This is a genomic window from Burkholderia vietnamiensis LMG 10929 (genome assembly GCF_000959445.1).
GTDB lineage: Bacteria > Pseudomonadota > Gammaproteobacteria > Burkholderiales > Burkholderiaceae > Burkholderia > Burkholderia vietnamiensis.
This window is the reverse complement of record NZ_CP009630.1, coordinates 1020325-1032322: the sequence shown is the minus strand read 5'-3', so window position 1 is coordinate 1032322 and position 11998 is coordinate 1020325. Positions and strand designations below refer to the sequence as shown.

The 11998-nt window shown below is 60.9% G+C and carries 12 protein-coding genes and 1 pseudogene; 7 read left to right on the top strand and 6 right to left on the bottom strand.

Annotated features, from left to right (window positions below; translation table 11 throughout):
- Genes AK36_RS04705 through AK36_RS04695 form a run of 3 tightly spaced genes read left to right on the top strand, consistent with a single transcriptional unit; the run spans window position 1 to window position 3132 of the window.
- The gene (locus AK36_RS04705; RefSeq protein ID WP_045577977.1) at window positions 1–753 is read left to right on the top strand and encodes a F0F1 ATP synthase subunit B family protein; all 753 of its coding nucleotides are present in this window, start codon (window positions 1–3) and stop codon (window positions 751–753) included.
- Window positions 746–2278 (top strand): F0F1 ATP synthase subunit alpha, encoded by a 1533-nt coding sequence (locus AK36_RS04700; RefSeq protein WP_045578427.1) that lies wholly within the window; start codon window positions 746–748, stop codon window positions 2276–2278. Before AK36_RS04705 ends, AK36_RS04700 begins: the two co-directional genes overlap by 8 nt.
- Entirely contained in the window at window positions 2275–3132 is an 858-nt protein-coding gene (locus tag AK36_RS04695) for a F0F1 ATP synthase subunit gamma (protein WP_045577976.1), read from the top strand. The genes AK36_RS04700 and AK36_RS04695 overlap by 4 nt, the downstream gene beginning before the upstream one ends.
- A 4-nt stretch (window positions 3133–3136) precedes the next feature.
- Here the strand turns inward: AK36_RS04695 and AK36_RS04690 are convergent, their stop codons facing one another.
- Window positions 3137–4396: a cation:proton antiporter gene (locus tag AK36_RS04690; protein WP_045577975.1), complete on the bottom strand. Its 1260-nt coding sequence runs from the start codon at window positions 4394–4396 to the stop codon at window positions 3137–3139.
- A gap of 467 nt (window positions 4397–4863) precedes the next feature.
- Between AK36_RS04690 and AK36_RS04685 the strand changes: the two genes are divergently transcribed.
- The 4 genes from AK36_RS04685 to AK36_RS32620 all read left to right on the top strand — a co-directional run bounded on the left by AK36_RS04685 (window position 4864) and on the right by AK36_RS32620 (window position 7594).
- Window positions 4864–5832 carry a trypsin-like peptidase domain-containing protein gene (locus tag AK36_RS04685; protein ID WP_080938607.1) on the top strand — a complete coding sequence of 323 codons (969 nt, stop codon included), beginning with the start codon at window positions 4864–4866 and terminating at the stop codon, window positions 5830–5832.
- A gap of 51 nt (window positions 5833–5883) precedes the next feature.
- Window positions 5884–6318, top strand: a complete 435-nt coding sequence (locus tag AK36_RS04680; protein WP_045577974.1) for a hypothetical protein — start codon at window positions 5884–5886, stop codon at window positions 6316–6318.
- A gap of 97 nt (window positions 6319–6415) precedes the next feature.
- Window positions 6416–7042 (top strand): ubiquinol-cytochrome c reductase iron-sulfur subunit, encoded by a 627-nt coding sequence (gene petA, locus AK36_RS04675; protein WP_045577973.1) that lies wholly within the window; start codon window positions 6416–6418, stop codon window positions 7040–7042.
- A 159-nt stretch (window positions 7043–7201) separates the two neighbouring features.
- Window positions 7202–7594 (top strand): hypothetical protein, encoded by a 393-nt coding sequence (locus AK36_RS32620; protein WP_140994548.1) that lies wholly within the window; start codon window positions 7202–7204, stop codon window positions 7592–7594.
- 273 nt (window positions 7595–7867) lie between these two features.
- On the opposite strand, the gene AK36_RS34715 is transcribed toward AK36_RS32620, so the two are convergent.
- From AK36_RS34715 to AK36_RS04655, 5 genes and pseudogenes are all read right to left on the bottom strand, one after another.
- A complete protein-coding gene (locus tag AK36_RS34715; protein ID WP_371465928.1) occupies window positions 7868–8077 on the bottom strand; it encodes a BspC domain-containing protein in 210 nt (69 codons plus the stop codon).
- 89 nt (window positions 8078–8166) lie between these two features.
- Window positions 8167–8478, bottom strand: a pseudogene (locus AK36_RS04670) (chloride channel protein); the annotation flags it as partial.
- 208 nt (window positions 8479–8686) lie between these two features.
- A complete protein-coding gene (locus AK36_RS04665; protein WP_045578425.1) occupies window positions 8687–9034 on the bottom strand; it encodes a carboxymuconolactone decarboxylase family protein in 348 nt (115 codons plus the stop codon).
- Between the two features lie 92 nt (window positions 9035–9126).
- The gene (locus AK36_RS04660; RefSeq protein ID WP_249175894.1) at window positions 9127–9351 is read right to left on the bottom strand and encodes a YgaP family membrane protein; all 225 of its coding nucleotides are present in this window, start codon (window positions 9349–9351) and stop codon (window positions 9127–9129) included.
- A gap of 491 nt (window positions 9352–9842) precedes the next feature.
- Window positions 9843–11891, bottom strand: a complete 2049-nt coding sequence (locus tag AK36_RS04655; protein ID WP_052691542.1) for a c-type cytochrome — start codon at window positions 11889–11891, stop codon at window positions 9843–9845.
- Window positions 11892–11998 lie beyond the last annotated feature (107 nt).

Below are 11998 nucleotides of genomic sequence, written 5' to 3'. Positions count from 1 at the left end.
ATGCGAATCGACTGGTGGACACTCGGCTTTCAGACGATCAACGTCCTCGTCCTGATCTGGCTGCTGTCGCGCTTGCTGTTCAAGCCGGTCGCCAAGATCATGGCGGATCGTCAGCAGGCCGCCGCACGCCTCCTGCAAGAGGCGTCGGCTGCCCGCGATGCTGCGCGGCAGGATCGCGACAAGGCTGCAAGGGAAAGCGCCGCGCAGGATGCAGAGCGCCTTGATCGATTGAGTTCGGTGGCGTCGGAGGCAGAGCGCCTCAAGGCGACCCTGCTCGCCGATGCGCACGCCGAGGCCGATACGCTCAGAAAGACGGCTGAGGCTGAAGCCGCGGCAATGAAGGACGATGCGCTGCGTGCCAATGCCGAGCGAGCCGGCCAGTTTGCCGTCGACATCGCGGCGCGGTTGCTCGCGACGCTCCCGTCGAGCACGCTGGTAGAAGGATTCATTGCGCCGCTCGCGGACGCAGTCCGCGCCCTGCCCGCGGTGGACCGCGCTTGCCTCGGCCGCGAAGGCGAAACGTTGCGCTTGATAGCCCCGCGCACGTTGAACGACGACGAACTGGCTCATTGCCGTTCGATGCTCGCGACAGCATCGGGCCACGCCCTCTCCATTCGAACCGAAGTCGATCCCACCCTGATCGCGGGACTCGAGCTCGTCGCACCTCACCTGATCGTGCGAAACAGTTTTCGACATAGCCTGGAATCCCTGAGAAGCGGACTCATCTCCCGTGGCGACGAACGACATGCATAACGACTCCGACGACGCATGGCTGACGGACGGCCGAGCCGTGCTGGCGTCGCTGAATCTTGCGCCACAGGCGGAATCGGTTGGGCGCGTGGAGCATATCGCTGACGGCATCGCACGGGTGAGCGGCCTCCCGAATGTTCGTCTGAACGAGTTGTTGCAGTTCGGGGACGGACAGTACGGCTTCGCGCTCAAGCTGGACGTCGACACGCTAAGTTGCGTGCTGCTCGACGACAGCAGCGGCATTGCCGCCGGCACGCGCGTATCCGGCACCGGCCGCGTGGTTGAGGTTCCGGTAGGTCCGGACCTGCTCGGACGCGTCGTCGACCCACTCGGGAGGCCGCTCGATCGCGGACAGCCGCCGAAATGCACGCTATCCCTCCCGATCGAACGCGCCGCACCGTCGATCATCGAACGCGCACCGGTCTCTCAACCGGTCGAAACGGGCATTCTCCTGATCGACGCGCTTTTCGCGATCGGCCGTGGGCAGCGCGAACTGATCATCGGTGATCGCGCAACGGGCAAGACGTCCATCGCGGTCGATGCGATTGTCAACCAGAAACATTCCGACATGATCTGCGTCTACGTGGCGATCGGTCAGCGGGCCACCGCGGTCGAGCGCGTGATCGATGCGGTTCGACTGCACGGTGCACCGGAACGCTGCATCTTCGTCGTCGCGTCGGCGGCAGATCCGCCCGGCCTGCAATGGATTGCCCCATTTGCCGCGTTCAGCATCGCGGAGTACTTCAGGGATCGGGGCGAGCATGCGCTCGTCGTCATCGACGACCTGACCAAGCATGCCGCCACCCATCGGGAACTGGCATTGCTTGCACGAGATCCGCCGGGGCGCGAGGCGTATCCGGGCGACATCTTCTATCTGCACGCCCGTCTGCTGGAGCGTGCCGCCAAGCTCTCCTCGGAACGCGGCGGCGGCTCGTTGACCGCGCTCCCCATTGCGGAAACCGACGCCGGAAACCTGGCGGCATACATTCCGACCAATCTGATCTCGATTACCGACGGCCAGATCGTGCTGGATGCACACTTGTTCGCGGCCAACCAGCGCCCCGCGATCGATGTCGGACTCAGCATCAGCCGGGTTGGCGGCAAGGCACAACTGCCCGCATTGAGAGCCGCCTCGGGAAGGTTGCGGCTCGACTATGCACAGTTTCTCGAGCTCGAGATGTTCACGCGCTTCGGCGGTCTCGGCGACACGAGGATCAAGGCGCAAATCGCTCGTGGAGAGCGTATTCGGACATTGATTGCGCAGCCGCGATTTGCGCCGCTACGCCCGGTTGGCGAGATTGCGTTGCTGTTTGCGCTGGCCGACGGTGTATTCGATGCGTGTGCACTGTCGACGATCGCTGCCGTGCGAGTCGCGCTTCCCGCCCGTCTAGATTCGACCGGCATCGCAACAAGATTGGGTCCAATCCTCGTTGCCGGCGGAAAAGTGTCATCCGACGACCGGTCGGCGCTTGTTCGGATTGTCCACGACCTCATTCCGCAGTCCGCGGAAATCAGGAGCGGTCGATGAGCAATCGGCTCGACGAAGTCCAGAATCGATTGGGTACGGTCCGCGAACTGGAATCCGTGGTACGTGCAATGCGCGGTATCGCAGCGACACGGACGCGAGAAGCGCTCTCCCGCCTGCCGGGCATCCGGGCTTGCGCCAACCTGATCGGCCTTGCGATCGCAGACGCAATGGGCATTGCCGCCCACCGCCCATCGGAGAGCCGAGGGCCGCCCGTTCCGGCCGACACTCACGTCTTTATCGTCATCGGCGCGGCGCACGGCTTCGTGGGCACTTACAACCAACGCGTATTCCAGTCGATTTGTGCGCCTGCGAATGTTGCCGTCGAGTACTTCGTGGTAGGTGATCGCGCAAGAGCCGCTGCCGACGCGCTCAATCTGCCGGTCACCTGGTCGTCGGAAATGATCGGTCACGCCGATATGGTGTCCGATCTCGCAGCCAGGATCATCGATGCGCTTTACGGCCGCCTGCGTCACGGTAACGCCTCGCACGTCACGCTCGTCCACGGAGCGCCGCAAACGGCTGGCGAATCGGCTGTACAGTCGACTTCGCTGCTGCCGTTCGATTTCCGGCGGTTCGAACCGGCCAGACGGCCCTTCCCGCCAGTCGTCACGCTCCCGATACAACAACTGCAGGAAAGACTGGCCGAAGAATACGTCTACACCCAGGTATGCGAGGCCATCATTCTGTCGTTCGCTGCGGAGAACGAAGCGCGAATGCGCGCGATGATCGCGGCGAAACGCAATATCGACGACACCGCACAGCGGCTGAACCGGGACTATCACCGCTTGAGGCAGGAGCAGATCACTGCCGAAATCGTTGAATTGTCGACCGTCGAGGGGACGCTCGCTTCATGAACCGCTACGGTGCCGTAATGGTCGGTTCGGGCGGCGATGTCAACTTCCGCAACAGCCATCCGAACGTGGTGCCCTGAGTCAGTACGGAAAAGACGACGACGACATAGGTTACGGTCACGATCAGTTCCCGCTGGGGCCCATGGGGAAGCAAAAGCGCGAGCGCAAGCGAGATGGCACCGCGCAAGCCTCCCCAGATCAGCAGCCTGGTCGTGCCTTTCGGAAACCGGATCCGCAGACCGATCACCCCGAGCGGAATGGCCACGCTGACCGTACGTCCCGCCAGCACACAGCCGACTGCAACTATCCCGGCTATCAGATACGTCCGGCTCTGATGGATCGAGAGGACTTCAAGACCAATCAGCAGAAAGAGCACGCTGTTCATCATCTCGTCGACGATCTCCCAGAACATGCTCAGATACTCCCCCGTCTGGCCGGAAACGGTCTTCATCGTCCCGTGGTTGCCGGCGAACAGCCCGGCCACGACCACCGCGATCGGTCCCGATGCACGGCCAAGTTCCGCCAACGCGTAGGATCCCATGCAGAGCGCGATCGATAGCAGGATCTCGACGTGATGATTGTCGATACTTGCGACCAGACGGGATACGATCCACCCAGCCAGCCATCCTGCCAATGCGCCGCCGACCGCCTGTTGGAGAAACAGCAAGGTGACGTCGAAGACACCGGGTTCGCGAGCCGCAGTTGTGATACTCAGAAGCGTCAGGAAAACGATCGCACCCACCCCGTCGTTAAATAGGCTTTCCCCGGTAATTCGGGTTTCCAATTCCCTTGGAGCACCCGCCTTCTTGATGATGCTCATCACGGCAATCGGGTCGGTAGGCGAGATGAGCGCGCCGAACAGCAACGCATAGATGAAGCCGATCCGTACGCCCAGCCACCATGACGCATACCAGAACGCGGTACCGACGAACACGGTGGAGATCAGTGTGCCGACGGTCGAGAGCACGCCGACTGTCCACTTCACCTGGCGGAGATCGTGAAAATCGACATGCAACGCGCCGGCAAACAGAAGAAACGGCAGGAAGCCGTGAAACAGGAGTTCGCTGAAGTCGATCTCCGGAATCAGCCGCGTGAAGCGCGTCACGTCGATTGCGCCGAATTCGCCCAATATGACGAGCAGGACGGTTGCCACCAGTGCGATCGTCATCACCCCAATCGTCGGCGGCAAATGGAAAACGCGATGATTGACGTAGCTGCCCAATGCCGCCAGGACGATCAATGCAGTCAGCGCGTGGAAGAACGTCATGTCAATCGATCCGATGGCCGGCCGAACGGTGTGCTGCCGCGCGCCGAAATAGAAAGGTCACAGTGTGACAGGAATACCATGCTGCCCGGAGCGGGATGGCGAATGTTGCGCTTTGCAGGCACCTTCGGCATCACGGAGAAAGCGGGCCGGATGTTCGCCCTTTCCGAATGCGCCGTTCAATGGGGATGGCTGGGCAGCGTCTCGACTTTTCTGCGATCGAAACTGATCGTCTTGCCAATCATTCCTCCGTTCATTGGCTTGCGTAGGCGCGCACTCTCGCCTGCCCGGCCATGACGCCCTTGTAGCTCGAGGAGCCGCAACGCTCGCTCCTTTGAACGGACACACTGATTCCGGACTTTTAAGCAAAATTTAATTCTGGCGACCTACGGTGGAATGGTCGTGTCATGAAATAGCCGTGTGGGCGGCTATGCGCAGTGCGTTCGGCACGGCGCGATGGGAGCGTAGTCATGGCAAGCATCGGGTTCAAGCGTATCGGGCTTACCAGTCTGGCCATTGCAGCCGTGTCCGCGAGTTGCATGGGGAAGGAATCACTGTCACCTGCAACGGCGCCACGCGCTCCGCAGGCTGTTTTGTCCGCAAGCCCGGGTTTCACGGCCTACCCGGGAATCGTGTCCGACTTCGAGAACATGACGCGAATCGACGGCCCCGCCGTCGTGACCGTCAAGGTGTCCAGGACCGACACAATACCGAGTGTGCGGCAACTGTGGCCCCCGCCAGGCAGCGCGAACGTGCCGTTCCTCGGTTTCTTCGAGGAATTTTCACCTCCACCCGGCGCCGATCGCGGTGCCCTGGCACAGCGGCACGCCAGCGGCTTCATCATCTCGTCGGACGGCAACATCCTCACCGATGCCGGCGACGTTGCGGGCGCATCGAGGATCTCCGTTACCCTCGCCGACGGGCAAACGTACCACGCACGGTTGATCGGCAGCGATCCGGCGAGTGGTGTCGCGCTGCTTCATGTTCATGCGACGGGTCTGGCTGTCGCCCGGATCGGATCACCTGCGATGCTTAAGGCCGGCGAATGGGTCGCCTCGATCGGTTCGCCCTACGGGCTGGGAACCTCGATCGTCAAAGGTGTCGTCAGCAACCTCTCCCGTCTGCTTCCCGATCAATCGTACGTTCCGTTGATCCAGACCGATCTTACGGAACACTCCGGGGACGGCGGTAGCCCGCTCCTGAACCTCAAGGGTGAAGTCGTCGGTATCGAAACGCCACCTCCGGACGACGGCAACGTGTATCAGGGTCTCGCCTTTGCGATACCCATCGACAAGGCCATGAAGGTCGAACGCCAGTTGAAGTTGCATGGCAAGGCCGTGCATGGACAACTCGGAGTCTCGGCGAAGGAGGAGACGCCCCCGCTTGCCAAGGCGTCCCGGCCGATGCGGCCAAACGATCGAGTCACGGACGCAGGTTGAGCAAGTTTCGCTGCCGGCAGCTCGGTATGGCGCACATTCAAGGAGTCGGTCATGACGTACTCGTCCAGAACAGCGCTCGGCGTCGTCGCCGTGACGATTGCCGTGTTCACCCATGACGCGTTTTCCGCCGAGCAGGCATCACTGCCGCAGCCCGAACACGCTGGCAACGTGACCTATCTATCCGGCGGCATCGGTAGTGATCAATCGGCCGCAATCAAACAGCAGATGGGCAAGTATCCGCTCGTGCTCGAGTTTGCGGGGCATACGAGCAGCGGGAACGACTATTTGGCCGATGTTCCTGTCAAGATCGTCGATGCACATGGCAAGACCGTGCTTTCGACACGAACCACCGGGCCATTCCTGCTCGTCTCGATGCCCGACGGGCGCTATACCGTGTCGGCCACCTATAACAGGCAGACCATGCGGCGAAGTGTCGACGTACGTGAATCGTCCCATGCCCACTCGATGTTCGTCTGGACAATGTAGCTCGACCTCTAGGAGCCTGCCCCATCTGCTCGGCCAAGGTGTCGGGCATGGCAGCGACCCGGAAAGCATGAGAGACGGCTGCATCGAAGGAGTCGACATGGACGAGAATCCGACCGAGCCGGTGGGGCCCGACATCAAGCGTCGCCGTTGGCTGATCGCGACATCCGTCGCGAGCGGCATCGGCGGCATCGCAGCCGCCATCCCTTTCGTTGATTCCCTGACACCACCCGCCAATGCGCTGGCCGCTGGCGCACCGGTCAAGGTCGACATCGGCCGCTTGACCGAAGGCGCAATGTTGACCGTTGCATGGCGCGGGAAGCCAGTGTTCATCGTCGACCGCTCGCCGGCTATGCTTGAAAGCGTCATCAAGGCGACTCCGCTCGTCGCTGATCCTGACTCGCGCCACGCCTTCTCAATGCCATTGCCGCTCTATTGCCAAAACACCTTTCGCTCGCGAGCGGACCATCGGAACATTCTGGTCGTGGTTGGCGTCTGTACGCACCTCGGTTGTACACCGACACCTCGGTTTCAACCAGGGTCTCAGCCAAACCTGCCGGATAACTGGCCAGGCGGCTTCCTGTGTCCCTGCCACGGCTCGACCTACGATCTTGCCGGACGGGTATTCCGCGACAAGCCAGCACCGCAGAACCTCGACGTGCCACGTTACATGTTCTTGTCGCCGACCGAACTGTTGATCGGTCAGGACGAACATGGGGCCGCGTAGCCTTCCGAGACGATGCGCCGGAACGCTGCATATCGATCGAAACAAAAATCCGCCAGGGCGAACGCTCAACCCTGCGCCGTCGATGTACTCTTGTGCCACACTGCGATGCAATTTCGTCAACGGATCCCACCTCGGGCCGCATCGACACGGAGATCACCGATGAACAATTGGCAGATGGCGATTGCAACAGGGTTCTGTGTACTGCTTGTGGCGTGTTCGCGCCGAGACGGCGTCTTCTCCCTATCCCCCGTATTCGCGGAGCAATCGAGCCTATCTGCGTCCGAGGTCGCGAACTGCGTCGTCCATCGCTGGAAATCAAGTACGCGGCAACTGCATCGCGCGGAAGGTGCCGGGGCGATCCTGCTTCGTGCCGAATCATTCTTCCGCGGCGTGCCGATCGGATTGCGCGTCTTGACTGACGGACGGCACTCCCGCGTCGAATACTTCCGCCGGCGCCGTACAGACCCGCTGTACGGGTCGATGGTGCGCGGATGCCTGCGTCCCGATGTGATCCGTGGCACAGCCGGCACGCCGGCCGTTCCGCGATCATGACAGGCCGCGCGACGCACGAGGCTCGGGATCCGGCTCGATCGTTTGACAGCACCTGCGCACAATTTAAGCTCACCGCTCGCGTCAGTCGCGGCTCGCCATGCGCGAGGCGGCCGGCCTCTCATTCCATCGGCTTCATTGCAATACCCGCCACATGCGTGCGCCAGATGTCGCACTTTGCCTTCACGGGAAGCCAGGCAGCACGCTGTCGAAGGCGTGCGGAAGCGCGAATAGTTCCCGTTGAATGCACAGACAGTCCATTGTCGGCACTCCCGTCTATCGCGCGAAACGCGCGAACTTTGCCCTCAGCTGACGACCGTCAGGTGCAAGATACATGTCGTATTTCGACGAGGTTCGAATCCATCGGTCGATTTCCGCGACGCAATCGATGACGACCGGACGAACATTAATACGCGCCAGATAACGATAATCCTCTGAAATCGTATCGTCAGCGCTGCATCGTGCCGCATACGCAAACAGAAGCATCAACGCGGAGAGAAAGATGAGCGGCCCCTCCATGAGTAGTACCGGACGAGGTTAATCATGTCCTGTACCGCGAACCGATGCCCTCGAGGTCACCGGTGATCTCCGGGGAAAAAACGCGTGGAAAGCGCTTCATACAGCGGCGGAGCGAAGAATCGCGACACGCGGCTGGCAATCAGGGCCGTGGCCATCAGCGAAATGACGGGCGCATGGCCGTTGATCATCTCGATGACGATCACGAACGCCGTGATCGGGCTCTGCGTAACCGCGGCGAGATAGCCGACCAGCCCGAGCGCGATCAGCATCTGCAACTGCATTCCCGAAAACACGATGTGCAGCGTATTGCCGATGCTCGCACCGATCGCCAGAGACGGTGCGAACAGGCCACCCTGTGCTCCGGGAAGTTGGGGCAGTCGCCGATGTCGATCATGTAATGAGGATTCAGCCCGTGCCAAGGATACAAGTCATCACAGCATAGCAGACGTCGTGATAATCGAGCGACAACTCGGATGAGCCGTTCCGAGGTTCGTTTCGGGCAATCAGGCGTGGCGGCTTACCGCCCGGCGACAGCTCGACCTGAACTGCGGACGGACCAAGCCATTCAAGCCCGGATCAGGACGATAACTGTTCAAATGCAGCGAGCGCGTGCATGGCGTACATCATCGAGGGACCACCTCCCATATAAACGGCGGTTCCTAGCACGTCCTCTAGTTCGGCGCGTGTGGCGCCCAGCTTGACGAGAGCTTGGACGTGAAAGCCAATGCAGTCATCGCATCGGTCCGCGACTGCGATGCCGAGCGCAACAAACTCTCGCATTTTCTTGCTCAGTGCGCCATCCTTGGTGCCGGCTGCAGCCAATTGACCGAATGCGGTCATTAACTCAGGCTGGGACCCGCGCAGGTGACGCATGAGGCCCGATACGTCGTTGACGACCGCTTTGAAATCGGGTATCCCGCTCATAAAGTTGCTCTCCTTGATCAATCGCGAAGCAAACGTCACGTGACGCTGATGCGCGCGAGCAGCCGGGCGACTTGCGACCGGCCAAGTTCGAATTATTTAGCGTCGGTCTTCGACGCCGAGCACGTCTTCACGCCCAGAACGCTGTACAGAGGGCAGATGCGCACGATGCCTGTCAGGAGTGGCACGATGCCAAGCCAGCCCCACAAGCCAACGTGCCCTGTTACGGTCAATCCGATCAATATCAGCCCAATGAATATTCGCAGGGCGCGGTCGATATTTCCAACATTTGCTTTCACAACAGACTCCTCGGTGATCATGAGGTGGCATGTTCTCTTAACTGAATGAGTTTGCGGCCCCTTACGGCTGGCTCTTGATTCACCCCATTCTTTGCACATTCTGGGTTTTGACCAGCGTTTCGCCATGATGTAACTCAACTTCGAGTGAAACGACGAATCGCACCCTTCGCGCTTCCATAGCAGGCTGCCGGAAAATTGTTATGACGGCGCCTACCCCCCGATTCACGGGTGCGTTGCCGGTCGTACAAGTCGCGTAAGCGGCGCGTGGGGTGTTTAAGAAGTCTGTAAACTTCGACGCAGCCCTCCCCGGACGTTTATCAACAGTTCGATAGAGCCAGCCATCTCTATGCGCGAGCGTCTCGATACACCGACCGTCGCGCCGACGTATTCCCTCCCCCATAGCCGGCCCGCATCCACGACACCAAGCGCGAAGCTCAATGACTGCATGGAATGCGCAAGTGGCGATATGTGTCGCAATGTTGCCGGTTGATCGCCCAAATCGGTTACGCGATTCAATAGCGGGCATCAGCCGGCTTGCCGCCCACGGGCCAGTCTCGAATCTTCCCAGGGAAGTCTGGGCGCGGCTGCTGTGTGAAATACGCTGCGACGTCGAGGGCATCCTGATCGCTCAAGCCGCCCTGTGCTAGTGGAAAGCCGCTGTGCGATCCGATCGGCATGTTGTGCTTGACGAAGGCGGCAGCAGTATAAAGTCGCGCCATGCCCGCCCCGACGTTGAACGACTGCTCGCCCCACAACGGCGGATAAATGTACTGCCTCTCCGACCCTATCGCCCCCTCGCCGTTCGCACCGTGGCACGACGCGCATTGCGCCGCATACACCGCTTTGCCGTGGGCCACGTCAGGTGTCAGGTGCGTGTCGATCTTCCCCACACCGCGCCCCGGTACCTTTTCGTTTGGCCGGGCTCCGTCCTTCATCCAGTCGAAGTACGCGATCATCGCCTTCATATCCGCGGAATCGACAGGTATCGGCTTGCCGTTCATCGAACGTTGGAAGCAGCTATTGATGCGCTCCGCCAACGAAATCACCTTCCCCGCGCGCGACGAATAACTCGGGAATTGCGGGGAAACGCCCACAAAAGGCGATGCGTGCGCAACGGTCCCTCCTTCGAGATGGCAGCTGGCGCAGTTGAGCGAATTGCCGACGTTGCCCGGCAAAAGCGCTTTCGTTTCCAGATGCAACTGCATGCCGCGCACGAGTTGCGCCGCATTCGGCTGATCGAGCATCGCAGCGAAGCGCGGCGTCTCGAACGCCGATGGCGTGGGCGTCTTTACTCCCAGTTCCCGACGCAGTTTGCCCACATCGGACGCGCTTACTGGAGCCTGGCGATTGCCCCACGAAGTGCGGACGAAGGTCAGGATATCGGCCAGTTCTCGGTCGGACAACAGGTTGAAGGCCGGCATCGTATAGACCTTCGGATGGGCGGCGGTCTTCGGGGTCTGCCAACCGGTCAGCACCACGTGAATCGACGAAACTGGATCGGCAGACAGCACGGCCGGGTTCTCCGACAGCGGCGGAAACACGGCGGAAAAGCCACGACCGTCGACCTGATGGCAAGCGGCACAAAACTGGAGATAGGCGAGACCGCCGCGGGTCGTCAACAGGCCCGTGGGTTCCTTGGTAGTGTGTTGCGCACCGGATGCCCGCTTCGCCTCCTCGCCAGGCGAATTCGCAGGCAGTGATGTCAGATATATCGCGATCGCACTGAGATCCAAATCGCTCGTGTATTGCGTGCTATGACGAACCACGTCGCTCATGCCACCTGCTGCATAGGTATAGCGGTTTTGCCCGGTCTTGAGCAACGCAACGAGGTCAGCGGCGGTCCACGATCTGCGCAGATTGACGGCGCGCCAAGAATCGACCGTCGCCCCGGAAAGATAGGCGCTGCCATCACTGCCCGCATCGGACAGGGCTTTTTCCTGAAACCCGATACCGCGCGGTGTATGGCATGCACCGCAATGGCCCAGGCCCTGCACGAGGTACGCGCCGCGGTTCCAGATGGCATCGTGCTTCAGATCGGGGATGTAAGGCTTGTCGTCGAGGAAGAGCCCGTTCCAGACAGCGAGCGTCCAGCGCATATTGAACGGCCACGGAATGTCGGGAGCCTTGTTCGCACGACTCACCGGCGCGACACCGTGTTTCAGATATGCAAACAGCGCGCGCATGTCTTGGTCGGTCATCTTTACGTACGACGGATAAGGCATCGCGGGATAGAGATTGTGACCGTCCGCGGCGATACCTTTTCGCATGACCCGCTCGAATTGGGCGAAAGTATAACGACCGATGCCCGTCGCGTCGTCGGGCGTGATATTGGTTGAATACACGGCGCCGAACGGCGTATTGAGCGGCAGACCACCGGCCATCGGTTTGCCATCAGATGCGGTATGACAAGCGACGCAATCGCCGAGGCGGGCGACATAAGCCCCATGCGCGACAAGATCGGCATTCGATACCTTGGGAGAGTCTGATTGAGCAGCCCCTGCGTAATGGCCGCATGTCGCCAACGCGGCGACAATCCAACGTGTGAGCGTTCGATAATTCATGTCGTATCGGTATCTGTCGGCACATTGTGGGACCGACGCAAGCCTTGCGCGAGGTTCTGTCGAGCCTCTAAAGATCAGCGGATGGGATCGGTTATCTCTCCGACGGC

Excerpts from the sequence above, each read along its gene's own strand:
- AK36_RS04685 (WP_080938607.1), top strand. The coding sequence starts at position 4,864 with ATGGCAAGCATCGGGTTCAAGCGTATCGGGCTTACCAGTCTGGCCATT.
- AK36_RS04655 (WP_052691542.1), bottom strand. The coding sequence starts at position 11,891 with ATGAATTATCGAACGCTCACACGTTGGATTGTCGCCGCGTTGGCGACA.
- AK36_RS04660 (WP_249175894.1), bottom strand. The coding sequence starts at position 9,351 with ATGATCACCGAGGAGTCTGTTGTGAAAGCAAATGTTGGAAATATCGAC.
- AK36_RS04700 (WP_045578427.1), top strand. The coding sequence starts at position 746 with ATGCATAACGACTCCGACGACGCATGGCTGACGGACGGCCGAGCCGTG.
- petA (WP_045577973.1), top strand. The coding sequence starts at position 6,416 with ATGGACGAGAATCCGACCGAGCCGGTGGGGCCCGACATCAAGCGTCGC.
- AK36_RS04690 (WP_045577975.1), bottom strand. The coding sequence starts at position 4,396 with ATGACGTTCTTCCACGCGCTGACTGCATTGATCGTCCTGGCGGCATTG.
- AK36_RS32620 (WP_140994548.1), top strand. The coding sequence starts at position 7,202 with ATGAACAATTGGCAGATGGCGATTGCAACAGGGTTCTGTGTACTGCTT.
- AK36_RS04695 (WP_045577976.1), top strand. The coding sequence starts at position 2,275 with ATGAGCAATCGGCTCGACGAAGTCCAGAATCGATTGGGTACGGTCCGC.
- AK36_RS04680 (WP_045577974.1), top strand. The coding sequence starts at position 5,884 with ATGACGTACTCGTCCAGAACAGCGCTCGGCGTCGTCGCCGTGACGATT.
- AK36_RS04705 (WP_045577977.1), top strand. The coding sequence starts at position 1 with ATGCGAATCGACTGGTGGACACTCGGCTTTCAGACGATCAACGTCCTC.
- AK36_RS04665 (WP_045578425.1), bottom strand. The coding sequence starts at position 9,034 with ATGAGCGGGATACCCGATTTCAAAGCGGTCGTCAACGACGTATCGGGC.
- AK36_RS34715 (WP_371465928.1), bottom strand. The coding sequence starts at position 8,077 with ATGCTTCTGTTTGCGTATGCGGCACGATGCAGCGCTGACGATACGATT.